Below are 22983 nucleotides of genomic sequence, written 5' to 3' on the forward strand. Positions count from 1 at the left end.
CAGTGCAGCACCGCCCTGCCCCCGGCACCGCCGCCCGCCCTGTCACGCTGCACATCAACGGCAAGCCCTGCACGCTGCAGCTGGAGCCCCGCTGCACGCTGCTTGACGCGCTGCGCGAAGTGATCCACCTGACCGGCGCCAAGAAGGGCTGCGACCGCGGCCAGTGCGGCGCGCTGCATCCGATGCAGGCCGCCTTCCTCGCGCACGACGCGCTGCAGTGCGGCTTCTGCACGCCGGGCCAGATCTGCTCTGCGGTGGGCATGCTGGCCGAGGCCCAGGCTGGTGAGGCAAGTTCGGTTCAGCCGCTGCCTCGCCGCTGTCGGGCGTGCCGGCGAAAGAAGTGGAGATCAGCGACGGCTGGCTGCAACGCCGATCCGATCCGACGCAGCGCGAATCCGTGTCCGCGCCGATCACCCGCGCAGGCGGCCACGCGATTGAAGCGCGGGCCAGCGCCAGGCCCGGCAAGGAGCGGAAGCAATACGCAATGCACGCGTTTGGCGCGGTCTTTGCAGAGGTCCACGTCGATCCCGACCTGGGCGAGATCCGCGTCCACCGCATCGTCGCCAGCTACGGCGTGGGCCGGCTGCTGAACCGCAAGACCGCGCACAGCCAGCTCAAGGGCGGCATTATCTGGGGCATCGGCATGGCGCTGCATGAGAAGACCGAGCTGGATCCCGTCACCGGGCGCGTTGCCAATGCCAACCTGGCCGAGTACCACGTGCCGGTCAATGCCGACGTCGGCACCATCGACGCCGGCGCGTACGGGACCTGCCGATTACGCTGGACAAGCTGCTGGACTGAGGCCCGCCCAGGCCCCGGGTGGTTGCGCTGGCCGCCATCCAATGGAAAGATGTCGCCCACGGGCCTCGTGCCCGCAACCTGACTGCCCGCCTGGCGGGCGTGGAGGCTGCCGTGACCGAGCTCTACCCCAAGCGTCCGTTCTCGTGCATTGCCCTGCTGCTGGCCGCCGGCGCCATCCTGGCCCCGGGCCTGGCCAGCGCCCAGACCCCGGCACCGCTGGCGGAATGGCAGTTCTCCGCCGGCATCCCGTTACAGAAGCTGTTTGAAGACACCATCCCCGACTGGCAAGTCCGGCTCGGCGCCGCGGCCATGGTGCGGCCGCGCTACGACGGCTCGTCGGAATACATCCTCATCGGCGGGCCCAGCATCGATATCCGCTACCGCGACCTGGCCTTTGCCTCGATCGGCGAAGGGCTGGGCGTGAACCTGCTGCGGGGCAAGAACTGGCGCGCGGGGATCGCGCTGTCCTACAACCTTGGGCGGCGCGCAAAGGAGGACTCGCCGCACCTGGACGGCATGGGCAATATCAACCCGGCGCCCGAAGGCAAGCTGTTCGCTGAATACGCGGTCTCGAAGGAATTCCCGCTGGTGCTGCGCATCGACGCGCGCCGCAGCCTGGGCGGCAGCGACGGCTGGGTCGGCGATATCGGCGCCTATATGCCGCTGCCGGGCAGCTCCGAGAAATTCTTCTGGTTTGCCGGCCCCACCGTGACGCTGGCCGACTCGCGCTATATGAACGCCTGGTACGGCGTCAGCGACTCGCAGGCCCGCGCCGGACGGCCCGCCTACCATGCGCGCGGCGGCATCAAGTCCTACGGCTTCGGCGTCAGTGCGGTGTGGTATTTCAACAAGCACTGGTTTGCCACCAGCGATATCGCGATCTCGCAACTGGCCGGCGATGCGGCGGACAGCCCGATCACGCGCAAGTCGACCAACGGGGTCTTCGACCTGTCGATCAACTACGAATTCTGACGCCGATAGCCGTCCGCCCAGTGCGGCTATCGCACAGTGGATGGCCCGCGCCCGCGATTTGGGCGGTACCGCCACGGTTCTTCGAAACTGCGTCCCGCATAATTGGCCGGCCGGAATATCCGGCCGCAGCATCCCCGCCAGGGGATAGTCGAAGAAGCCAAAGAAGGAGATGTAGTTGAAGTCCAGCATCAAGCACCGCGTGGCGCGCAGCGCGCGTTTCGCCGCCATGGCCATTGCCGGCCTGGCCGCCGCCCACACCGCCCCCACTGCCCTCGCCGCCGAAGCGTGGCCGGCCAAGCCGATCAAGGTGATCGTGCCTTACACACCGGGCGGGTCCACCGACACCGTCTCGCGCGTCGTGTTCGAAAGAGTCTCGCAGCGGCTGGGCCAGCCGATCATCATCGAAAACAAGCCCGGCGCCAACAGCACCCTGGGCGTCGGCGTGGCCGCGCGCTCGGCGCCGGATGGCTACACCTTCGTGTCGGTACTTGCCGCCTACAGCGCGAACATGTCGCTGTATTCCAAGCTCAGCTACAAGCCCACGGACCTGGTGCCGGTGGCGGAAATGGCCGAGCTGCCGCTGTTCCTGTTCTCCAGCAAGAAGCTGCCGGTCAAGACCGTCGCCGAACTGGTCGACTACGGCAAGAAGCACCCCGACACGCTGACCTTTGGTTCCAGCGGCGTCGGCAGCTCCGCGCACCTGACGGGCGAGCGACTGGCGATGGAATCGAAGCTCAAGCTGACCCACGTGCCGTACAACGGCAGCGCGCCGATCCTGCCCGCGCTGGTGTCCGGCGAAGTCTCGGTCGCCTTCGACCCGCTGCTGGTGCCGATGCCGCATGTGAAATCGGGCAAGATCAATGTGCTGGCCGTGGCCTCCGCCAAGCGCTGGCCAGGCGAGCCCAACATCCCGACCATGGAAGAAGCAGGTTTTCCCGGCTTCGTGATGAGTTCCTGGACCGGGCTGATGGCGCCTGCCGGCACGCCCCAACCGATCGTGGCCCGCATGGCCAGGGAAATCGCCGCGGCCACGCGCAGCCCGGAGGTCGCGAAGAAGCTGACCGATCTCGGTTTTGTGCCGGTGGGCGGTACTTCTGAAGAATTCCGCAAGCTGATCGAGCGCGATACCACGCGCTACGGGGAGATTGTTAAGGCGGGGAAAATTACGCTGGATTGAGGTTGCAGACCGCGATACAAGCCCGGGTATAAACGTGGCGAGCTACCAGGCTCGCCACGTTTTTTTTGGGATGGCGACTTGCGGGGTGAACGAAGGCCTCTTGTCGACCCTGAGCAGTCAGATGAGTCTCCCGAAAAATCGACGCCCAGTTTTCATTGTGGTGGTGGCGCCGGCACCAGCCCGTACCTAGACATGACATCGATAAGCTTCGAGCGGTCGAGCGGCCCGCCGGCGCTTACGATTGTTCCGACATCACGAAAATACAATCACTCGTCCGCAATGCGTGCGCAAGCGAACATCGCGTGTGGGTGCCCATCTGCACACTCCGGGAGGCAGGCTCCAATCCAGCCTGCAATGCCTTGAGCGCCCCGCTAGTCCCCCGGCTACGGGGTGCCTTTTTGCTACAAATTCCTGAATAGCGGATCAGCGTGGAGCGCTCGACTGGCTCCACTCGTTCAGACGCCTAGAGCTTCGATACGAACGATATGTCGATGTCCTCGAACCCTCCCTGTCTCTTGCCTGTTCACTGATTTGCCGGAGCAGGCTAAAGCACTGCATGAACTGATTTCGCAACAGCTTCTTGTGAGGCCGCAGATCACGTTCCCTTCCATCACAGCGTATTCGGTGGGCATTCGCACAAAGCATCGCTCAATAGTCCATCGTATCCAGATACACAGCAATACAATTCAGCTTCAAAGTGCGTGTGCCGCGGAATGACCTGTGTCGATATGTACGCTTGTTCCGTGGCTACGCGCGGCATGGACGGGGTATGCAAGCATTGGCCGCCGGTAGTTGGTTAATCTGCGGGCACTGCATGGCAGTGCCATGCACGTCTGCCATGAGCAAAATGAGAGGTCAGATGAAAAAGATTCTTGCGGTCGTTGCCGCATCCGTCGCAGCCAATGCCGTGTCTGCCCAGTCCGGCGTGACGCTGTTCGGTATCGCCGACGCTGGTATCGAGTTCAACAACAATGCTGGGCGCAACGGTGACAGTGTCGTGCGACTGGTTTCCGGGAACCAGTCTGGCTCGCGTTGGGGTCTGCGTGGCGTGGAGGATCTGGGCAGCGGGCTGAAGGCGGTCTTTTATCTGGAAAGCGGCTTCGACATCGATACCGGCAATTCGGCCCAGGGCGGGCGTCTGTTCGGCCGCGGCGCCTATGTGGGGCTGGATAGCCACTATGGCTCACTGCTGTTCGGGCGGCAGCAGACCGCCATGCGCGAATTCGGCAATATCTACGATCCTAATGCGATTGCTGACCGCTACGGCATCCTCTCGATTGCTCCAGAATTTGGAGCGCGCGCAGACAATGCCGTCAAATATGTCGGAAAGTTCGGGAGACTCACCGCACAGGCTTTCTACTCCTTCCAGGCTAATGGCAGCGAAGTGGCGGGCAGCAACGTATTCGGGCGCAATTTCGGCGCGTTCGTCAACTATGCCTCCGGCCCCTTCGCGCTCGGCGTGGCCTATGACGATGCGCACGTCGGCACGCCCTCAAACCAGGCGCCGGTCCTGCGACGCGTTTCCGTGGCCGGCACGTATGCGGTGAGTGATGCCAAGGTATATGTGGGCTACCGCCTGGCGAAGGCCTATGATGGGGCCATGCTGCCGGGCGCCCAGGAGGCCAATGCCGGCTCGAACCTTTACTGGCTGGGCCTGGCTTACAAGCTGACGCAGGCGTTTTCCCTGACTGGCACGGCCTACTACCAGGACTTCCGGCAGACTGGGTCTGACCCGTGGCAGTTCGTGCTGACCGGCGACTATTTGCTCAGCAAGCGCACCGACCTCTACGCGTCAGTCTCCTACGCGCTAAACAAGGATAATTCGGCACTGGGCGTCAACGGCTTCAACAGCGGCAGCGGCACGTCGGCCGTCTTCAACGTACAGCCGGGCAAGAACCAGGCGGGTGCCGTGATGGGCGTTCGCCACCGGTTCTGATGCGAATACTGGAGGCATGAGGTGACCTGACGTCTTTTCCTATGGCTACAAAGCCAACCTGCGGCGCAGGTTGACCGCCTCACTAAGCATGTCCAGCACTGCCACCGAGTCGTCCCATCCGATGCAGGCGTCCGTGATGCTCTGTCCGTATGACAACGCCGACGGACTGTGCACGCCCGGGGTGAACTTCTGCGCGCCGGGGACCAGATGGCTCTCGACCATCACCCCGAAAATGGAGTCACTGCCGCCGCTGATCTGTTGCGCCACGTCCCGCGCGACATCGACCTGCCGCAGGTGTTGCTTACTGCTGTTGGCATGGCTGCAATCCACCATCAGCGAGTTACCGAGCCCGGCCGCTTCCAGTTCCCTGCAGGCGGCCGCCACGGAATCCGCATCGTAGTTCGGGGCCTTGCCGCCGCGGAGAATGACGTGGCAGTCCGGGTTGCCCTTGGTATGCACCGTCGCCACCTGCCCGTTCTTGTGCACTCCCAGGAAGTGATGTGGACGCGATGCGGCCTGGATAGCGTCGATGGCAATCTTGATGTTGCCGTCAGTGCCATTCTTGAAGCCAATCGGTGCTGAAATGCCCGAAGCCAGCTCGCGGTGCACCTGGCTCTCGGTGGTGCGGGCACCAATCGCGCCCCAGCAGATCAGGTCACCTATGTACTGGGGCGAGATCACGTCCAGGAACTCACCGGCCGCCGGCAAACCGAGGCGATTGATATCAACCAGCAGGCTGCGCGCGATGCGCAGGCCCTCATCGATGCGATAGCTTTCGTCCAGGTAGGGGTCGTTGATCAGTCCTTTCCAGCCCACCGTGGTACGCGGCTTCTCGAAGTACACACGCATCACGATCTCCAGCGACCCGGCGTAGCGCTGCCGCTGCTCCATCAACCGCCGTGCGTACTCGAGTGCCGCCTGCGGGTCGTGGATCGAGCAAGGTCCCATGATCACAAGCAGCCGGTCATCCTTGCCGTGCAGAATGCGCGAGATTCGCTGGCGCGTCTGGGTGACCAGGGATTCGACCGGCGTGCCCCGGATCGGGAAGAAACGGATCAGGTGTTCAGGCGGAGGCAGCGGAATGATGTCTTCGACGCGGGCGTCGTCAGTCACGCCGGTGCGGTCCGGTGGCGCCTGCCAACCCTCGGCAATGGTCAACGGGGATTTCTGTGGATCATTCATGGCTAGCTCCTGGAAAACTGGGACAGGAAGACCGCCGGCGGGTGCCAGTCAGGCGCAGCAGCGGAGTCCGGGCAATATGTCGTTGCGATGCGGCAGGTAGCAATGGCGAGGGATCCTGAAGGGCGGCCCAGGCGCGCTGGTACGCGCCAGCAAACGCCGCATCCAGCCAGGACCTGGCTGTCCCCCTCCTCAGCCCTCGTCGTTATGCATCCTCCCAAGACCACTGTCGTGATTATCAGCCCGGCGCAGCGCAATGCCAACCATGGAGATTGGCGAACCGCCAATCAGCGGTCCCGGTTTTTGCGGGGGAACTACTATGTCAGGCCGCCCGCCGAATGCCCATAGCCGGGTAAGACGGCAGCCGTTCGCGCCACGAAGCTTGGCTCGAATGCCGTCTGTGTCGCGTGCTGCGATTCGCGGAAGATCAAGCCGTAGACGCCCGGGTCGGAGCGGATTATCGAATCGATCTCACGGCATGCCAACCGAAGATCCGCACTTCCTTAAAATCGCGCCCGCCCACCGGACATGTCAAAGACAGCGCCTGCATTAAAGCGGCTGGCGTCCGAACATAGCCACGCTACCAGGTGCGCAGCCTCGGCCGGATCGCCCAGGCGCCCGGCCGGGCTATCAGCAACCATGGCCGCCACCTCGTGGCTGCCGAGCCCGTGAATCATGTCGGTATCCATGGGCCCGGGCGCCACGCAATTAACGTAGATGTTGCGCTTCACCAGTTCGCGGCCGATTGCTTTGGTTAGAACGACCACGCCGCCGCTGGCCGCGGAGTATGCAGCCAGCCCGGCCAGCCCCTCCTTGCCGGCCAGCGAGCCCATATTGATGATACGGCCGCCTCCCCAGCGCAACATGTGCGGCAACATCGCCTGCACGACGTACATGGTCCCCAGGAGATTCACGGCGATGATGCGATGCCATTGTGAAGCCTCGTGATTCTCGAATGGCTGCATCGGGCCAAGGTAGCCGGCAGCGTTGACCAGGATGTCGAAGCGATATCCCGCATCGACCAGTCGCGCCAGCGCCAGCCCCACCTGCCCGGCATCGGAGACATCGACGACCTCAGTGCTGGCACCTTCCATCTGGAACGGCACGATATCCCAAGCATGCACACGCGCACCACTGTCGATCAGTTGCGCAACGATCGCCCGGCCGAGCCCCTTTGCACCGCCGGTCACCAGCGCTGCCTTCCCCGAAAGATCATAGAAATTTGACACGGCATCCCCAGCGCGCCATGGCTGCGCAGAAGCGGTAGCGCCCACGGCACACGCCGCCCCGCCTTATGACGCAGGCAACTGCCCTGAGCCTTGCCTCGTCGCGTCATCGGCGACAGGGCTTGCCATGCAGCCCACCCGCCGATCCCAACGGTACTAGCCCTCGTCAGACATGCTCTGTTCGCTTCCAGACAAATACGTGCATGGTCGAAGGCGGCCACACAGACATGGTGTTCGCCGGCCGTCAGATGTCAGCGGAGTCCCTCTCGCGGTCGTCAATCTGCGCCACCGCGAAGGCTGACGCTCAATATCGGCCCAGACCGTGACCAGCTAGCTGCCAGTCGACGTGTAGTGGCGCAGCCCGGTACGCCATGCGCCGATGGCCGCCAGGAGAAAAACGAAACCCGTCGAATTCGCCGGTACGCAAAAAGGTCTGCCCAGCACGTCGAAACCGCGCCCGATGGCATCGGCGATGGCGAACATGCAGTTCACCAGCCCGTAGAACAGCGCCACTTCGCCGATGCGCCAGCCCTGCACGTCGCCGAAGCGGTCGAACAGCGCCCAGACCGCGACCAGGATGGACGTATTACGAGACGAAGCAGTTCGACCGAGGCCAAGATCAGTGAGGCAGCAGAGACCGTCAACTTTTCTAGACCAGGCAGCGAAGGTCGACGCAGCAGAAACATCAATCTCCCGTAAATCGTGGCGCACGCCGCTCTACAAAGGCACGTACGCCTTCCTGTGCATCAGCGCCACTGGCCCGGGCTGTGAGTAGCTGATGCTCAAGCGAAAGGTGTGCCTGCAAGTCACGGGCTGGCAGGCCGCTGCACAAGGTCTTGATGCCGGCCAATGACGCGGTCGCGGCCTGCGCCAGGCGCAACGCAAGATTCTCGGCCGCACCGGCAAGCTCGGCATCAGGGTGCAGCGCATCTACCACGCCATGTGCGAGGCAGCGTTGCGCGTCGATCGTTTCGCTGAGCATGAACCACTGTTGGGCCCGCACAGCGCCAACGCGGCGGGCCAGGAAGTAGGAGGCGCCGAGGTCGGGCGACAGCCCTATTGCTGCGTAGCCGGTGCGCAGTTTCACCGATTCCGCTGCAAGCACGAAGTCGGCGCACAGCGCCAGGCCGATGCCGGCCCCCCCGAGAGGCCCGTTCACTGCTGCGACGACGGGCAACGGCGCCGTCGCCAGACGGTACAACGCTGGATGCAGTGAATCGAGAATATCGTCCACGAGCGCACCCAGGGCCGGGCCAGCGGCCACGAATTCGTCAATATCCCCGCCGGCACAGAAAATGCGGCCTTCCGCCGCGAGCAACACGACGCGCGGCTGCTGCTCCAGAACACTGTCGATCGCCCCCACCAGCGCGCGGGATGCAGCGCGTGAGATGGTGTTTGCGTGCTCTTGGCGCTTCAGCACGATCCGGCCGATGTTCTCGGCTACGCCCCAGGCAATTCCATCAGATTGATGCATTGGATTGTCCATTTTTGTCCTGTATCCAGTCTGGTGAGCATTCGCACGCCAGCGCGCTTCATCAATTAGTCCACCGACAAGGGCAGAAAGCGCGGCGCAGCGGCAACTTGCAGGGCCCCATCTGCGCCAATGCCATAGATGCCACGCGCCGCATTGTGCGGGTGCGCGGCCGCCTCGGACAGGCTCAGGACAGGCGCGAAGCATGCATCGCTGCCCTCGAGTAGCGCGCACCAGTGAGCGCGCGAACGGCTGGCGAACAGCGTCGAAAATCGAGCCTTCAACGCAGGCCAGGCACGCACGTCATACTGCGCGGCCGGGTCCACATCCGCAAGGCCGAGCTTGTCCAGCAGCAGCGCGTAGAACTGGGGCTCCAGCGGGCCAAGCGTGATGAAGCCCCCGTCGGCACAGCGGTAGACATCATAGAACGGCGAGTCGTGGAACGGGCTGGGGGTCGGCCCATCCAGTTGTCCGCTGGCGCGTACCCATTGCACGATGGTGCCGAGCATCGCAAGTACATCAACGACGGCGCCGTCCACCACGCGCCCTTGGCCGCTGGCGCGCGCGTCCAACAACGAGCAAGCCATGCCAAAGGCCAACCCCAACGCGCCAGCGGCGTCGCCGACGACGGTCGGTGGCACTATGGGCGCCTGGCCGTCGCGCGCCGACAGCGAAAGCAGGCCGGTCAGTGCCACGTAATTCAAGTCGTGACCGGCGGCTTTCGCCAGGGGCCCGGATTGCCCCCATCCGGTCATGCGGCCATAAACCAGCCGAGGGTTGCACGCAGCGCAATCAGCCGGACCCAGGCCCAGCTTCTCCATCACGCCGGGACGGTTACCTTCGACCAGTGCGTCAGCCTCTGCAACCAGCGCCATCGCCTTGGCCACGTCGGCAGACTGCTTGAGGTCGAGCATCACGACGGCCTTGCCGCGCCGCAGGGGATTGTCCGCCGCACCGCCAATGCGTTCGGTCACCGCGCCCTTTTGCGGCCGCGCGATGACAGTGACCTGCGCCCCCATGTCGGCCAGCATCCGGCCGGCCAATGGGCCGGGTCCGATTCCTTCAAACTCAATGACGCGAATCCCAGTCAGCGGCTGCTTCATGCGGGCAGCCTCCGTGCAATCAGTTCCTTCATGATCTCGTTCGCACCGCCATAAATGCGCTGCACCCGCGCATCGGCGTACAGCCTCGCAATCGGGTACTCGGTCATATAGCCGTAGCCGCCGAAGAGCTGCAGGCATTCATCAGTGACCTTGCCTTGCTGCTCGGTACACCACCACTTGGCCATGTAGGCCGCCGATTCGTCGAGCTGACCATCGAGCAGACGCTGGATACAGTCATTGACGAATGTGCGCACCACATGCGCCAGCGTGGCACACTCTGCCAGCTTGAAACGCGTGTTCTGGAAGTCGTACAGCGATTGGCCGAATGCCTTGCGCTGCTGGGTGTACTCCAGCGTCAGTTCGACAGCACGCTCGATCACGGCCGCCGCGGGCACGGCGAGCAGCATGCGCTCGTAGGGAAGCTGGCTCATGAGTTGCGCGAAACCCCGTCCTTCCGTCTCGCCAAGCAGGCGGTCGGCGGGAACCCGCACGCCATCGAATGACAACTCGGCGGTATCGGAGGCGTGCTGGCCAAGCTTTTCGAGCCGGCGGCCAACGCGGAATCCCGGCAGATCCTCGGTCTCCAGCACGATCAGCGACACCCCCCGGCTACCCGCCTCACCCGTTCGTACCGCCACCACCAGCAAGTTGGCGGTGAAGCCGTTGGTAATGAAGGTCTTGGCACCGTCGATGACGTACTCGCTGCCGTCGCGGCGCGCGCGCGTGCGCAGCGCCTGAAGGTCCGAGCCGCAGCCGGGTTCGGTCATGGCGATGCCGGCCAGCATCTCGCCGCTGACCAGCTTCGGTAGCCAGCGCTGTTTCTGCTCTGGCGTGCCATAGTCCAGGATGTAGTGAGTGGCGATGCTGTGGACGGCTGTGGTGGCGGGCACTTCGGCCCTGGCCAGCTCGTCCTGCACCACCAGTTGGTAGGCCAGGCTCGCGCCGGCGCCACCATAGGCTTCCTCGATCTCAGGCAGCAGGAAGCCCATCTGCCCGAACGCATGCCAGACTTCGCGCGGGATGTAGCCCTGGCGGCGCCATCCGTCCAGGTTCGGCGCCAGCTCGCCGGCGACGTAGCGGCGCACCTGCTCCCGGAATGCCTCGATTTCCTCATCCATCCAACGATGGCGGTACAGTTGCGGTAGCATCGCTAATCTCCTCAGATGCCGGTCAGGCCGCCGCTGCACAGAAGCGTCTGGCCACTCACGTAGTCCGATTCCGGGATGCAGAACAGGTACACGGCGCCGGCTGCTTCGTCCGGCGTGCCGCCGCGTCCCAGCGGGATGCCGCGCTCCATCGCGGCCAGCAAGTCAGGGTTCACGCCGACCTTGATCTCGCGGCCTTCGATATTGGCGGTGGATTCGCCGGCTGCACTCCCGGTCAGGCGGGTCTTGATCAGGCCATATGCCACGCAGTTCACGGTGACATTCATGCGTCCCCACTCCTTGGCGAGTGTCTGCGTCATGCCGACGATGCCGGCCTTGGCAGCGGAGTAATTTGCTTGCCCGGCATTGCCGAACAGGCCAGCGACGGACGAGATATTGACCACCTTGCGTACCGCGCGCTGGCCGGCCTCTCCTTCAGCCTTGGACAGGCCGCGGATCACGGGCTGCGCGGCACGCAGAATGCGGAACGGCGCCGTGAGGTGGCAGTCGAGCATGGCGTACCACTGCTCGTCCGTCATCTTCTGGATCACGTTGTCCCAGGTATAACCGGCGTTGTTGACGATGATGTCAAGGCTTTTGTATTCGCTCACCGCAGTACCGACGAAGCGCTCGGCGAAGTCCGGCGCGGTTACGCTGCCCACGCAGGCTATGGCCTGCCCGCCAGTGGCGCGAATGGTTTCCACCACCTCCTGGGCTGGCTCCTGGTCCAGATCATTGATAACGAGTCGGGCGCCTTCACTGGCTAGCTTGAGCGCGATGGAGCGGCCGATGCCGCGGCCGGAACCGGTAACGAGGGCAACTTTGCCTTCCAGTTTGCGAGTCATGGGTTAGTCTCCTTTTCGATTTCGTGATCTCGTGGTTCAGGGCAGCGCGACCAGCGCCTCGCCTGCAATCCTGGTTTGTCCGAACTGGTTGGCGCTCTGCACCTCGACACGCACGCAGCGCTCGCCGTTCACTTCAAGCTTTTCGACCACCCGGCCACTGCAGCAAATGGCATGGCCGAGGTGGGTAATACCCTGGAAGCGGGCATCGAACCGGCGCAGTTGCGACTGCGGCGCCCAGCCGGTCAGCAAGCGGCCCAGCCAGGCCATGCCCAGCATGCCGTGTGCGAACACGTCCGGCATCCCGGCCCGGCGCGCGTAGTCAAGGTCGATGTGGATCGGATGGTGGTCGCCGGATGCGCCGGCAAAGAGCGCCAGCATGTGGCGGTTCACGGGGGGCAGGCTCTGGGACGGCAGGATGTCGCCAACCTGCACCGAGTCAAAGCAGAGGGTTGTCATTGGGGGTCCTTCAGTTGCGTACCACGGTCAGCGAGCGCATCCGGGCCACGTGTTCGCCGCGCTGGTTGACCACTTTCGACTCGACTTCGATGAATTCCAAAGCGCCGCCTTTTTTGTCGTAGATGTCCTTGACGTGGGAGCTGACCGTCACGGTGTCGCCTGCGACGACGGGGCCAAAATACTCGAAGCTCTCCTCGCCATGCAAAACCTTGGCATGCGGTACGCCGAGCAGGTCGAGTAGACCGAACATGGCACCCGAGTCCAGCTCCGCAGCGAACAGGAATGTGGGTGGTGCCGGCAAGTCGGCATAACCGGCGTCGTGGGCGGCAGCCCGGTCGGTGTAGATCGGGTTGGTCTCGCCGATTGCCTTGGCGAAAAACTTCAGCCGACCGCGCTCGATCGGCAGCACCGAGCTGCCGACTTCATGGCCAATCCATTTCTTGTCGATCATGGTCAGATCCTCTCATACAGGGTGACGACGCACGCGCCACCGAGGCCCAGGTTGTGCTGCAGCGCCAGCCGGAGGCCCTCTACCTGCCGTGCACCGGCCTGCCCGCGCAATTGCTCGACTAGCTCCGTACATTGCGCCAGCCCGGTCGCACCCAGCGGGTGGCCCTTGGAGAGCAGCCCGCCCGACGGGTTGGTCACGATCTGGCCGCCATAGGTGTTGTCGCCATCGGACACGAACTTCTCGGCGCCACCCACCGGGCACAGCCCGAGCGCCTCATAGGTAATCAGCTCGTTGTGAGCGAAGCAATCATGCAATTCCACCACGCCGATGTCTTCCGGTCCGACGGCGGCCGCTTCATACACTTGCCGGGCCGCGTTGCGTGTCATGCTGAAGCCCACCACCTCGCGCATATCGCGCGCCTCGAAAGCAGGCGGCGTGTCGGTGGTCATGGCCTGGGCGCGGATGCGAACGCTCGCGTCCAGGCCGTGCTTCTTGGCGAATGCTTCCGAGACTAGCAGCGCTGCTGCCGCACCGCAGGTCGGTGGGCAAGCCATCAGCTTGGTCATCACGCCGGGCCAGATCATGGGCGATGCCATCACGTCGTCCTCCGTGACCACGGTCCGGAACAATGCCAGAGGATTGTTGGCTGCATGCCGGCTGGCCTTGGCGCGAATCTTGGCGAAGGTCTCGAGCCTTGTGCCGAACTCCTCCATATGCGCCAGGCCGGCGCCGCCAAAGTAGCGAAGGGCGAACGGTATCCCGGGAACGTCAATCAGTTCGGCGGTAACGGCATCGAACCGCTCGAACGGGCTCGGCCGATCGTCAAACACAGACCCCAGTGCACCGGGCGTCATCTGCTCGAAGCCGAAGGCAAGGGCGCAATCGACGGCGCCGCTAGAGACCGCCTGGCGCGCCAGGTACAACGCGGTCGACCCCGTTGAGCAATTGTTGTTGACGTTAACCACTGGGATGCCCGTCATACCAACTTCGTAGAGCCCACGCTGGCCGGCAGTGGAATCGCCGTAGACATAGCCAGCATAGGCCTGCTGAACCTTGTCGTATTCGACGCCCGCGTTGGAGAGTGCGGCGCGGATGGCTTTCGCGGCCATCACCGGGTAGGGTTCGCTGGCCCCCGGCTTGGTGAAGGGAATCATGCCGACGCCGGCTACGATCACGGATGAGGTCATGGTGGTTCCTTGCGGTTGGATTGTGGTTAGCTGACTTTGCGAATCTGGCTGTCCCAATAGGGCTTGCGCAGCTCCGTCTTCAGGATCTTGCCGGCGCCCGACAATGGCAGGCTGTCCCGGAAATGGACACTGCGCGGACACTTGTAGCCGGCGATCAGTGTCTTGCAGTGGGCAATCAGTTCTTGGGCGGTCACGGATGCATCTGGCTTGCACACCACGACGGCGTGGACGGCTTCGCCCCACGCTGCGTTGGGGATGCCGATGACGGCGCAGGCAGCCACCGCGCTGTGCATGGCGATGGCGTTCTCGACCTCTGCCGAGTAGACGTTTTCGCCGCCGCTGATGATCATGTCCTTCAAGCGATCGACGATGAAGATGAAGCCGTCATTGTCCATGTAGCCGCCGTCCCCGGTGTGCATCCAGCCGTTGCGTAGGGCTTCCGCCGTCTGTTCGGGCTTGTTCCAGTAGCCCTGCATCACGTTCGGGCCACGCACGATGACCTCGCCGACGGTGCCGCGCGGAACTTCCCGATCCTCCGGGTCCACGATCCGCACTTCGGTGCAATAGCTGGCGCGGCCGGCTGAGCGCGACTTGCCGAGCTCGCGAGCTTCGGGCGTGTGATAAGAGGAGGGAACAATGGTCGCCAGCGGCGACAATTCGGTCATCCCGTACGCTTGCACGAAGCTCACCCCGGGCAGTGCCGTCATCGCGCGTTCGAGCACCGCCTCGGAAATCGGTGAAGCTCCGTAGATGATGGTATGGAGTGCGCTCAGGTCGCGCGGCTGCCGCATCGCCGGGTGGTCGACCAGCATCTGGATCATGGTCGGCACCAGAAGCAGGTGTGTCACACGGTCGCGCTCCAGCGTATCGAGCACCAGTTCCGGTGAGAACGCCGCGATCACGGAGTGCGTGTTGCCTTCGATCCAGTGTGGCATCGCCAGACCCATGTCGGCGAGGTGGAACATCGGCGCGGCATGCAAATATGTGCCGCCAGGGGTAGCCATCCCTTCCGCACGCAAAGCCAGGCCGGAGCTAACGAGATTGCCATGGCTCAGCATGACGCCCTTGGGGAAACCCGTCGTCCCGCCCGTGTAGAAAATACCGGCCAGGTCCTCATCACGGCGCACGGCATCGTCCAACGGCTGGGCCTTTGCCAGCAAGGCTTCGTATCCGTGCATGCCAGCAGGTACGTCACCCTCCCCGCAGTAGATCACTTCGCGCAACGCGGCCGCGTCGCCCCGGATCGTCTCGGCGAGCGCGCGAAAGGTCTCATCCACAATCAAGATGGTCGAACCGGAATCGTTCAGCGAGTACAGGATCTCCGAAGCGGACCAGCGCGTGTTACACGGATTTAGGACACCGCCGCCCCACGGCACCCCCATCTGATACTCAAGATAGCGGTCGGAGTTCAGGGCCAGCATGGCGACGCGATCGCCGTGCTGCATGCCAAGCCCTTGCAGCGCCCCAGCTAAGCGCGCCACACGGTCGGCGAACTGGCGGAAGGTCTGCTGCCGGTCACCGAACCGCACGGCAATATGGCCTGGCTTTTGCTGCACTGCACGATGCAACGCTTGCGTAAGGTACATAGTTGTCTCCGTCCTGCCCGCGACGATGCGGAGCAATTGCTTTGTTTGTGGGGCTCATGTTAGAAACGCACGCTTCGGCCAGCAATCGCACATTCCATCGATTGGATGGCAGAAGACCTCAATCCATGACGCCTGCCTGCAGTGACGCTTAAAGCTCCCATTACCGTTCCAGTCGCCTTTGTACGTGGCATGCTTGCCGGTGTGCAGGCACGCGGAGAACCTATCGAGAGTTTTCTGGCGGACGCCGGGATCCCGTCGGAACTGCTTGAACATGCAGGCGCCCGCATCACCGCTACCCAGTACGTGGCACTCTTTCGGCTTTTGATAGAGCGGCGTGAAGACGAGTGCCTCGGCTTTCTGTCGCGGCCGCTGAAGCCAGGCAGCTTTGCCCTGATGGCACGTTCCGCGTTGGGCGCACGTAGCCTCGACTCCGCCATCCGCCGCGTGTCGCAGACCTTCTGGTTGCTGCAGGACGATGTTGTCCTGGAGTCGCGCCGCGAGGGCGAGCTCGCCGGCGTTGGCTTGCGCTTCAGCCGCTCATTGAGCGAACAGCCGGTCTTCCTGCATGAGATGCTGGTCCGCGTTTTTTGGCGCCTTATCGCTTGGCTCGCGGGTGGCCGTTTGCCTGCTGCACGCTTTGACTTTGCTTTTGATAACCCGCCTCACGCCGGCAGCTACGGCAAGATCTTTCCGGCGCATCTGGAGTTCGGGCTGGGTCAGACAGCGTTTTGGTTCGAAGCAACATGGCTGCTCAGTCCCGTGCGACGGGACGAAGTTGCGCTGCGCGCATTCCTGGCCGATGCACAGGCCAATATCGTTGTCCCGCGAACCGACCGTGACGTGGCGAGTTCACGCGTACGCGCATATTTGCAACGTACGCAGCCCAGTTGGCCGGACCTCGGGGAGTCCGCCAGCGCATTGCACATGTCGACGGCAACCCTGCAACGGCGGTTGGCCATGGAGGGAACCTCGTTTCAAACGCTGAAGGACGAGCTGCGGCGAGATATTGCAATTGTTCGTCTCAACACCAGTTCGGTGCCACTCGCAGAATTGGCGCAGGAGTTGGGATTCGCCGATAGTGCCGCGTTCCAGCGCGCCTTCAAGGGCTGGACGGGCAGTGCGCCGGGGTCGTATCGCAAAGCTCAAATCAGCCTCTGAAGAACCAGGCTGGAATATACGGAATCCGCGTTTCCATTTGCCGGTTGGCGTGGGCCAATGCATGACCGGCAATTGGGGCAATCGGTTATCGCAGACGACATCCTGCGTGTCAGCGTCGGTCTTCAGTCCTTCCTGACCTTGCTGGACCTGCAGAGCGACACCATCCCCCAGGGCATCGGCCTCCACGCCCTGCTCTTGCCGCTCAAGCAGCAACTGGACGAGAGCGCCAACCGCCTGCAGGCGCTGGTCTGACGAGGGAGCGCTGCTGTCCCGCGCACGGATGAGCAGCGCTGAAATGCAAACGGCGCGAGCCAGTTGGTCTCGCGCTGTTTGCATCTTCCCGATGGTCGAGCGGTGCAAGCCGCAGATCCGCATCGAGATCGGGAGCTTCGAGGCGATGTGCCATCACCGCACAAAGCTGCGGTCCGGCACGCATTCCGGCCGGACCGCGGCGACCAGACGCTCAGCCCAGCCCGGTTGCCATCGCCGGGTCCGTCACGCCATGCTGGCCGGTCTCCAGGCGACCGGCGAAGCGGCGTTCGAATCCGCTTTCGGCTTCCGTGACCGTGAAGTCGTACCAGTTGCCGCTCTCCTGCAGCGGCCAGTGGTGCTCCACCTCGGCGCCGGCCGTGATATGGAGTTGCCACGGACCGTCGTTACGATAAGCATTGGGCGTCACCATCAGCGTCAGCGGCTTGCCGCCACCGTTGACTGCGCCCTTGCCGTCGTTGCGCGCCGACAGGTAGACGCTGCCCTTGCCCAGGTCGTAGCAGACGCGGACCTCAGGGGCATCGGCCATGGCGTCCGCGGGCAACTGGCCCTTGAACATGCGCACGAAGCCGTTAGGCCCGTAGACCGCCAGGTCATAGCGTCCGTTGTCCGTGGCGCGCGCATCCCATTCATCGTCCAGCATCTTGCCGGGCTCGACCGTGTAGCGGCGCGGAATCTGGTCCAGATGGAGCCGGTCGTAGACATGGAAGACCGCGCCCTGCTCCCCCGTATTGCTGAAGATCAGCTTCAGCTTGCCGATGGTGGGCTCGGCCAGCGCACTCGCATGGAGGACATAGGGCAGCGCGCGCGAATACTTGGTGCCAGTCTCCTGGAACAGCGACGCCGGCACGGCCGGTGCCGCCGCCTTGGGTTTCGCCAGCTGTTCCGCGATCACCTGCTTGTAGTTGCTGGTATCCGGCAGCGTCGGAAACACCTGGTCATTCGGCGTCCTGAAATCGAAGACCGAAGTCAGGTCGCCGGCCACCGCGCGGTGCCACGGGCTGATCGCGGGCACCGTGATGCCGAAGCGCTGTTCCAGGAAGCGCCCCATCGAGGTGTGGTCGAACACCTGCGAGTTGATCCAGCCGCCGCGCGTCCACGGCGAGATCACATACATCGGCACGCGCGGGCCGAGCCCGTACGGGCGCAGGCGGATGGTCTCGCCGCTGGTGGTGGTGCCGTCGAGCGCCGTATTGCCGGCGGTGTCGAAGTATTCGCCGGTGACGTCGACGGTCGACTTGCCGTGCAGGACGCCATTGGCGTCGTAGGACGGCACCGCGGCCGGCGGCATATGGTCGAAGAAGCCGTCATTCTCATCGAAGGTGATGAAGAACACGGTCTTGCTCCAGACCTCCGGGTTGGCGGTCAGCGCCGTCAGCACCGTGTTGATGAAGTCCGCGCCTTCGGTTGCGCTCGACGGGCCGCCCGGATGTTCGGACTGCGCCGGCGTCGGCAGGATCCAGCTCACGGCCGGCAGCGTGTCGTCCCGCACATGCGCGGCCATCTGCTCGATGGTCCAGCTGCTCATGCCGTTGTCATAGAGCGGATTGCCCGGCTGCGCTTCACGGAAGCTCTTGAAGGCGAGCCCGCCATGCAGCAGGCCGCCCCAGTTGGCGTTGGGGTTCTGGTAGATGCGCCAGCTCACGCCCTTTGCCTGCAGCAGTTCCGGCAGCGTGGCCCACTGGAAGGCGGAACCCTTGTAGGTGTAGCCCGGCGTGGGCAGCTTGCCGCTCACGCTGCAGCGCAGGTTATTGACCTCCGCATCGTCAAGCGTGCAGTTGCGCCCCGCCTCGCGCAGCGCGGGGTTGTAGTTGGAGCCCGACATGAAAGTGATGCGGTTCGGGTCGGTGCCGCCGGCGTGGCTGCAGTGGTAGGCGTCGCAAAGCGTGAAGGCCTCGGCCAGCGCGTACTGGAACGGAATGTCTTCACGACGGTAGTAGCCCATCGAATGGTCGTTCTTGTACTTGGCCCAGAAGCCGAAACGGCCCTGGTTCCACGCATTCTGCGCATCCATGAAGCTGTGCGGCGTGCCGGAGACGCGCAGCGCGTTGACGGTCGCGCTGTCGAGGTGGAACGGCGTGATCTCGCGCGCGCCGTTCGATTCGAACCACACCGGCTTGCCTGACGGCACCGGCACCGGGAAGCGGTCGCCGAAGCCACGCACGCCGCGCATGGCGCCGAAGTAATGGTCCAGGGCGCGGTTTTCCTGCATCAGGATCACCACGTGCTGCACGTCCTGGATCGTGCCGGTATTGACCGCAGCGGGAACGGCGAGTGCGCGCGCGATGCTGGGCGGCAGCATCGACAGAACCGAAGCAGCGGCAGCGCTTTTGACGGCGCCGGAGAGGAAGGTGCGTCGATCGATTTTGGTCATGATCGGGAGAATGGTAGGAGCGGACGATAGAGGAAGGGTCGCGGGTGTGTCAGGGTGCGCAGTGCATGCCCTGCTTCGACGCTGCCGCGTCGCCGGCTGGTGCCGCCTGCATGGTTGCCTTGACGGCCTGGGGAGCGAGGGTGCTGCCATCTTCGCCACCACCGCATGCGGTGAGCGCCAGGGACAAAAGCGCCGCGAGCAGCGCGGCGCGGCCAGACCACAACGGGTTGTTCATGAGGACTCCTTATGTTCGAGGGCCAGGGGGAAGGGACTGACGCGACTCGAAGCGTAGGGGCCCGATGTGACATCCAAATGAATATTGCTCAATACAATTGTTTTTATATTTGAATTATCCTCATTTTCTGGCCGTGGCACGGCACCCGCCCCCGTCACTGACGGGAGCAAGGCTGGACGACAACTGCAGCAGGAATATGTCAGGATGCCGGCGCGGGCCGGCCGGGGCTCAATATCGCTTGAGCGACAGGACGTCGAACGTACGCCGCAGCGTTTCGACGGAGTGGTCGTAGTCCGTCAGCGCGAGGCAGGCGATCAGCACATCGATGATCGCCAGTTGCGCCAGGCGGCTGGTCATCGCCTCGGTCCGGAAGCGGGTCTCGCGCGCCATCGTGAACAGCACGACGTCGGCGAAGGCCTGGATCGGCGACTTGCCGAAATTGGTGATGCAGATGGTGCTGGCACCGCTCTCCCGGGCCAGCCGCGTGGCCGTCACGGTTTCATGCGTGCTGCCCGAATGCGAGATGGTCAGCGTGGCAACCCTGGGGCCCGCGAGCGATGCGCTGATGGCCTGGATATGCGAATCCACCACCGCCTTCACGTTGAGCCCGATGCGCAGCATGCGGTACTGCGCATCCTCGGCGATCGGCGCCGCGCTGCCAATGCCATAGATCTCGATGCGTTCGGCCGCCCTGAGCAATGCGACCGCGCGCTCGATCGCGGCCACGTCGAGCACGGCGCTGGTGTCATGCAGCGTCTGGACGTTGCTCTGGAAGATCTTGCGCATGACCGCCGGGCAGGTGTCGCCGGGCTCGAGGTCTTCGTGGATGATCTGGACCCCCTGCACCAGTTCCTGCGCCAGCAGGATCTTCAGTTGCTGGAAGCCCGTCGCGCCCAGGCTCTTGCAGAAGCCGACCACGCTGCCCTCGCTCGCATTGGTGCGCTCGGCCACTTCGCTGACCGACATATGGATCACGGTCTGCGGATACCGGGTCACGAAATCGGCAATGCGCTGCCCGGCCGGCCCCAGCGAGTCCCGCATGCTGTGGATGCGCGCGAGCATCGCCGACGTGGTGGGCGACGGCGGCGCTGGCTCGGCGGTCTGCGCGGGCTCCGTTCTGGCCGATGACGCCTGCGACGACGATTTCCGGGCCGGCGCCGCGCCCGCGCCGCGGCGGCCCTTTACCATGGGCCCCGCCCGCCCACGGACTGACGGTACGGCGCGAAGCCAGGGTGGCAAGACGGAATCGGCATCAATCGACCTGCAAAGTGGATAGTGAATTCAGTGTTCCGGATGAAACCGGCAAGGCACGGCACGATGATAACCGCTTGCGTTGACGGTCCGTTTTTCCGTTGCCCTGCTCGCCCTGCGGCCGCTCAAGTCCCGGCCACAAACTGCCGATATCCGCAAGGAACCGGCGCATTCCGTAGTGCACGTTGCCAAGGGCCGGCAGACCAGGAGAAGTACGACCGTGACGATGATCGAGCCGACTGCCGCGAACGCAGCGGCAGCCGTTTCCATTGACAACCCGGCAGTCACGCCGGCCGTAGCCGCCAGCGAGACCGCCGGCGACACCGCCGGTATCCGGGCGCGGCCCGCATCCAGCACCGAGATCCATATCTCGGCACCGGGGCAGGCCCTGGCCGGTGGCGGACAGGCGCCCGCGGTGCGCGACAACAGCGACGTCGACAACAGCGGCCTGCCCGACCAGGCCAAGGATGCGATCAAGCGCCTGCGCGAACTGCGCGCGCAACTGGAGCGCAAGCTGCAAGAGCTGGAGGCAGTGAAGAATGCGGCCACCGGCACCCCGGACCAGAAGCGCATCCGCATCGCGGCCCTGCAACAGGAAATCGCTGGCCTGGGCGCAGCCATCAACAGCACCACCGCGTCCCTGAACCAGGCCATCCGCAAGCTCTCCGCCGAGCAGAAACTGGTGGCGGGCAGCCTGGCGATGAACTAGCGCGCCAGGCAGCGACGGTCAGTCTCGATACGCCCACAAGTCGACCACGCGGCCGCCATCGTCCGCAATGAGGCGGAAGGCGGCAGGCTGGTAGTCGGTGTCGATGGCCAGGACGCCGGTGGCGCTGGCGGGCACCATGCCGCAGGCCGACGCGGCAAGCTTCAGGCTCAGCGTATTCGGCATGGCGTGCGCGGCGACCGTCCCGGAGAGCTGGCACCCCGAAGCGCCGGGCGCGATCTTGCCGTCCGCCGTGACCGTGAAGCTTGCGCTGGCGCCCGAGGGCAGCACGACCGTGTACGAGCCTGCCACGCTGCCGGGTTCCACGCTCGCCGCCGGCACGGGATCCTGGCGCAGCAGCCTGACGCTGGCAGCAGCGTCCGCGCCCGGGGCGGCTACCCAGCTGCCACCCTTGTCGCGGCGGTAGATGATGGTGGCCTTGTCTTCGGCACCGGCTAGCGCCAGGTAGCGGCTGCCGTCCGCGCCAGCGTAGTACTTGCCGACCGTGGGGCTGTCGGCGTCGCCAACGCTGACGACGTACGCGCCGGGCTCCAGATCCGTGACCGACAAGCTCGCGGTGGCGGGCGGCGTGGTGTTGTCAGGCGCGTCGTTGCCGCCGCAACCGGCCAGCGCCAGCGCGGCCATCAGGGGGAACAGGGGAATGAGGCGTTTCATCGGGACATGCCTCACTGGCCGAACAGTTCACCCAGGCGCAGGCGCAGCCATTGCTGGCCCGCGGGACGCTGGTCGAAGCCGATCTGCATGGCGGTGACAGCCACCTTGGTCTTGTAGACGACGGACTCATCCTCGCCTTGTGCGGCGGTCGGCGTGCCGCTGCCGGCGCCGATGCCCAGCCCATACGGCGCCGTGCCGTTGAACTTCAGCGCATACGCATCGAAGGTGCCGTGCCGCGAGAACGCGAAGGGCGTGGCGGCCGACGGCGCGTTCGGGAAGTTGACGTTCAGCGCCAGCCCTGCGGGCAGCAGCGGACCGCCGTTGGCCTTGGCACGCAGCGTGTTGACCAGCTTGATGGACAACTGCGCCACCACGCCGGACACCGGGCTTGCCAGGCCCGCATTGTCGACCGAGTCCGTACCCGCGCTCAGGGCGATGGACGGGATACCGCGCGATGCGGCGAACTGCGCATTGCTGACGGTGCCCGAGCTGTTGACGATACGGCCGACGTTCTGCCCTTCGTTGGGCCCGGACAGCACCAGGTCGGGGGCCTTGCCCCAGCGCGCCGGAGCCAGCACGTCCAGCCCGTACATGGTCGCCATCACCGGCGTGCCATGGGCGTAGTTGTAATCGCCGTTGGTGTAGCCTGGCTTCGTGAAGGGGCCCACCGCCGGCTCGCCGGTGGCCGCCGCGCCGTTGTGGCAGCCGCCTTCGGCCTCGATCTGGGTCTTGTCGTTGTCGGGCACGATGACCGTGGTGCTGTACATCACGATGCCGGC

The 22983-nt window shown here is 64.5% G+C and carries 22 protein-coding genes and 3 pseudogenes; 8 read left to right on the top strand and 17 right to left on the bottom strand.

Features of this window, described 5'->3' with window-relative positions:
• Positions 1-206 (bottom strand): hypothetical protein (locus AC3WRR_RS11945; RefSeq protein WP_492297167.1); only part of this gene is annotated, 206 nt, incomplete at its 3' end.
• A 101-nt stretch (positions 207-307) separates the two neighbouring features.
• On the opposite strand from AC3WRR_RS11945, the pseudogene AC3WRR_RS11950 reads away from it, so the two are divergent.
• The 5 genes and pseudogenes from AC3WRR_RS11950 to AC3WRR_RS11970 all read left to right on the top strand — a co-directional run.
• Positions 308-801 (top strand): annotated as a pseudogene (locus AC3WRR_RS11950) (molybdopterin cofactor-binding domain-containing protein); the annotation flags it as partial.
• A gap of 111 nt (positions 802-912) precedes the next feature.
• Positions 913-1773: a MipA/OmpV family protein gene (locus tag AC3WRR_RS11955; RefSeq protein WP_492297082.1), complete on the top strand. Its 861-nt coding sequence runs from the start codon at positions 913-915 to the stop codon at positions 1771-1773.
• Between the two features lie 175 nt (positions 1774-1948).
• Positions 1949-2950: a Bug family tripartite tricarboxylate transporter substrate binding protein gene (locus AC3WRR_RS11960; RefSeq protein WP_010812421.1), complete on the top strand. Its 1002-nt coding sequence runs from the start codon at positions 1949-1951 to the stop codon at positions 2948-2950.
• 440 nt (positions 2951-3390) lie between these two features.
• Positions 3391-3515: pseudogene (locus AC3WRR_RS11965) on the top strand (IS5/IS1182 family transposase); the annotation flags it as partial.
• Between the two features lie 294 nt (positions 3516-3809).
• Complete coding sequence (locus tag AC3WRR_RS11970; RefSeq protein ID WP_010812420.1) at positions 3810-4886, top strand: porin; 1077 nt, start codon at positions 3810-3812, stop codon at positions 4884-4886.
• A gap of 45 nt (positions 4887-4931) precedes the next feature.
• Here the strand turns inward: AC3WRR_RS11970 and AC3WRR_RS11975 are convergent, their stop codons facing one another.
• The 11 genes and pseudogenes from AC3WRR_RS11975 to AC3WRR_RS12025 form a co-directional block, all read right to left on the bottom strand.
• Positions 4932-6068, bottom strand: a complete 1137-nt coding sequence (locus tag AC3WRR_RS11975; protein WP_011616998.1) for a 3-deoxy-7-phosphoheptulonate synthase — start codon at positions 6066-6068, stop codon at positions 4932-4934.
• A gap of 500 nt (positions 6069-6568) precedes the next feature.
• Positions 6569-7294, bottom strand: a complete 726-nt coding sequence (locus AC3WRR_RS11980; protein ID WP_037025498.1) for an SDR family NAD(P)-dependent oxidoreductase — start codon at positions 7292-7294, stop codon at positions 6569-6571.
• 319 nt (positions 7295-7613) lie between these two features.
• Positions 7614-7867, bottom strand: a pseudogene (locus AC3WRR_RS11985) (hypothetical protein); the annotation flags it as partial.
• 109 nt (positions 7868-7976) lie between these two features.
• Positions 7977-8765 (bottom strand): enoyl-CoA hydratase/isomerase family protein, encoded by a 789-nt coding sequence (locus AC3WRR_RS11990; RefSeq protein WP_492294825.1) that lies wholly within the window; start codon positions 8763-8765, stop codon positions 7977-7979.
• A 65-nt stretch (positions 8766-8830) separates the two neighbouring features.
• Positions 8831-9865, bottom strand: a complete 1035-nt coding sequence (locus AC3WRR_RS11995) for a CaiB/BaiF CoA transferase family protein (protein ID WP_492297085.1) — start codon at positions 9863-9865, stop codon at positions 8831-8833.
• The gene (locus AC3WRR_RS12000) at positions 9862-11013 is read right to left on the bottom strand and encodes an acyl-CoA dehydrogenase family protein (protein ID WP_492297086.1); all 1152 of its coding nucleotides are present in this window, start codon (positions 11011-11013) and stop codon (positions 9862-9864) included. The genes AC3WRR_RS11995 and AC3WRR_RS12000 overlap by 4 nt, the downstream gene beginning before the upstream one ends.
• Before the next feature lie 11 nt (positions 11014-11024).
• Positions 11025-11855: an SDR family NAD(P)-dependent oxidoreductase gene (locus tag AC3WRR_RS12005; RefSeq protein ID WP_492294831.1), complete on the bottom strand. Its 831-nt coding sequence runs from the start codon at positions 11853-11855 to the stop codon at positions 11025-11027.
• Between the two features lie 36 nt (positions 11856-11891).
• A complete protein-coding gene (locus AC3WRR_RS12010) occupies positions 11892-12311 on the bottom strand; it encodes a MaoC family dehydratase (RefSeq protein ID WP_276104037.1) in 420 nt (139 codons plus the stop codon).
• Positions 12312-12321: 10 nt separating this feature from the next.
• Positions 12322-12762, bottom strand: a complete 441-nt coding sequence (locus tag AC3WRR_RS12015) for a MaoC family dehydratase N-terminal domain-containing protein (RefSeq protein WP_492294832.1) — start codon at positions 12760-12762, stop codon at positions 12322-12324.
• Between the two features lie 2 nt (positions 12763-12764).
• The gene (locus AC3WRR_RS12020; protein ID WP_492294834.1) at positions 12765-13949 is read right to left on the bottom strand and encodes a lipid-transfer protein; all 1185 of its coding nucleotides are present in this window, start codon (positions 13947-13949) and stop codon (positions 12765-12767) included.
• Between the two features lie 26 nt (positions 13950-13975).
• Positions 13976-15535 (bottom strand): long-chain-fatty-acid--CoA ligase, encoded by a 1560-nt coding sequence (locus AC3WRR_RS12025; protein WP_492294836.1) that lies wholly within the window; start codon positions 15533-15535, stop codon positions 13976-13978.
• Between the two features lie 189 nt (positions 15536-15724).
• Here AC3WRR_RS12025 and AC3WRR_RS12030 point away from each other — a divergent pair, with 189 nt between their 5' ends.
• Both AC3WRR_RS12030 and AC3WRR_RS12035 read left to right on the top strand, forming a co-directional pair.
• The gene (locus AC3WRR_RS12030; protein ID WP_492294838.1) at positions 15725-16693 is read left to right on the top strand and encodes an AraC family transcriptional regulator; all 969 of its coding nucleotides are present in this window, start codon (positions 15725-15727) and stop codon (positions 16691-16693) included.
• A 57-nt stretch (positions 16694-16750) separates the two neighbouring features.
• Positions 16751-16945: a DUF1484 family protein gene (locus AC3WRR_RS12035; protein ID WP_492294840.1), complete on the top strand. Its 195-nt coding sequence runs from the start codon at positions 16751-16753 to the stop codon at positions 16943-16945.
• A gap of 211 nt (positions 16946-17156) precedes the next feature.
• Here AC3WRR_RS12035 and AC3WRR_RS12040 read toward each other — a convergent pair whose 3' ends face one another.
• From AC3WRR_RS12040 to AC3WRR_RS12050, 3 genes are all read right to left on the bottom strand, one after another.
• Positions 17157-19337, bottom strand: coding sequence for a phosphocholine-specific phospholipase C (locus tag AC3WRR_RS12040; protein ID WP_492297088.1), 2181 nt, complete (start codon positions 19335-19337; stop codon positions 17157-17159).
• Between the two features lie 49 nt (positions 19338-19386).
• Positions 19387-19572 (bottom strand): hypothetical protein, encoded by a 186-nt coding sequence (locus AC3WRR_RS12045; RefSeq protein ID WP_010812410.1) that lies wholly within the window; start codon positions 19570-19572, stop codon positions 19387-19389.
• Between the two features lie 228 nt (positions 19573-19800).
• Positions 19801-20760, bottom strand: coding sequence for a MurR/RpiR family transcriptional regulator (locus tag AC3WRR_RS12050; RefSeq protein ID WP_439672637.1), 960 nt, complete (start codon positions 20758-20760; stop codon positions 19801-19803).
• Between the two features lie 289 nt (positions 20761-21049).
• Here AC3WRR_RS12050 and AC3WRR_RS12055 point away from each other — a divergent pair, with 289 nt between their 5' ends.
• Positions 21050-21532: a hypothetical protein gene (locus tag AC3WRR_RS12055; RefSeq protein ID WP_439672733.1), complete on the top strand. Its 483-nt coding sequence runs from the start codon at positions 21050-21052 to the stop codon at positions 21530-21532.
• An 18-nt stretch (positions 21533-21550) separates the two neighbouring features.
• On the opposite strand, the gene AC3WRR_RS12060 is transcribed toward AC3WRR_RS12055, so the two are convergent.
• On the bottom strand, positions 21551-22204 hold the full coding sequence (locus tag AC3WRR_RS12060) for a YajG family lipoprotein (RefSeq protein ID WP_010812407.1): 654 nt from the start codon (positions 22202-22204) through the stop codon (positions 21551-21553).
• Between the two features lie 11 nt (positions 22205-22215).
• Complete coding sequence (locus AC3WRR_RS12065) at positions 22216-22971, bottom strand: 5'/3'-nucleotidase SurE (protein ID WP_492297161.1); 756 nt, start codon at positions 22969-22971, stop codon at positions 22216-22218.
• Between the last annotated feature and the right edge of the window lie 12 nt (positions 22972-22983).

It is taken from the genome of Cupriavidus sp. FW305-3-2-15-C-LB2 (assembly GCF_058787575.1).

Coding starts and splice junctions, on each gene's coding strand:
- AC3WRR_RS11970 (WP_010812420.1), top strand. CDS start 3,810: ATGAAAAAGATTCTTGCGGTCGTTGCCGCATCCGTCGCAGCCAATGCC.
- AC3WRR_RS11975 (WP_011616998.1), bottom strand. CDS start 6,068: ATGAATGATCCACAGAAATCCCCGTTGACCATTGCCGAGGGTTGGCAG.
- AC3WRR_RS11990 (WP_492294825.1), bottom strand. CDS start 8,765: ATGCATCAATCTGATGGAATTGCCTGGGGCGTAGCCGAGAACATCGGC.
- AC3WRR_RS11995 (WP_492297085.1), bottom strand. CDS start 9,865: ATGAAGCAGCCGCTGACTGGGATTCGCGTCATTGAGTTTGAAGGAATC.
- AC3WRR_RS12000 (WP_492297086.1), bottom strand. CDS start 11,013: ATGCTACCGCAACTGTACCGCCATCGTTGGATGGATGAGGAAATCGAG.
- AC3WRR_RS12005 (WP_492294831.1), bottom strand. CDS start 11,855: ATGACTCGCAAACTGGAAGGCAAAGTTGCCCTCGTTACCGGTTCCGGC.
- AC3WRR_RS12010 (WP_276104037.1), bottom strand. CDS start 12,311: ATGACAACCCTCTGCTTTGACTCGGTGCAGGTTGGCGACATCCTGCCG.
- AC3WRR_RS12015 (WP_492294832.1), bottom strand. CDS start 12,762: ATGATCGACAAGAAATGGATTGGCCATGAAGTCGGCAGCTCGGTGCTG.
- AC3WRR_RS12020 (WP_492294834.1), bottom strand. CDS start 13,949: ATGACCTCATCCGTGATCGTAGCCGGCGTCGGCATGATTCCCTTCACC.
- AC3WRR_RS12025 (WP_492294836.1), bottom strand. CDS start 15,535: ATGTACCTTACGCAAGCGTTGCATCGTGCAGTGCAGCAAAAGCCAGGC.
- AC3WRR_RS12030 (WP_492294838.1), top strand. CDS start 15,725: ATGCTTGCCGGTGTGCAGGCACGCGGAGAACCTATCGAGAGTTTTCTG.
- AC3WRR_RS12035 (WP_492294840.1), top strand. CDS start 16,751: ATGCATGACCGGCAATTGGGGCAATCGGTTATCGCAGACGACATCCTG.
- AC3WRR_RS12040 (WP_492297088.1), bottom strand. CDS start 19,337: ATGACCAAAATCGATCGACGCACCTTCCTCTCCGGCGCCGTCAAAAGC.
- AC3WRR_RS12045 (WP_010812410.1), bottom strand. CDS start 19,572: ATGAACAACCCGTTGTGGTCTGGCCGCGCCGCGCTGCTCGCGGCGCTT.
- AC3WRR_RS12050 (WP_439672637.1), bottom strand. CDS start 20,760: ATGGTAAAGGGCCGCCGCGGCGCGGGCGCGGCGCCGGCCCGGAAATCG.
- AC3WRR_RS12055 (WP_439672733.1), top strand. CDS start 21,050: ATGATCGAGCCGACTGCCGCGAACGCAGCGGCAGCCGTTTCCATTGAC.
- AC3WRR_RS12060 (WP_010812407.1), bottom strand. CDS start 22,204: ATGAAACGCCTCATTCCCCTGTTCCCCCTGATGGCCGCGCTGGCGCTG.
- AC3WRR_RS12065 (WP_492297161.1), bottom strand. CDS start 22,971: ATGTACAGCACCACGGTCATCGTGCCCGACAACGACAAGACCCAGATC.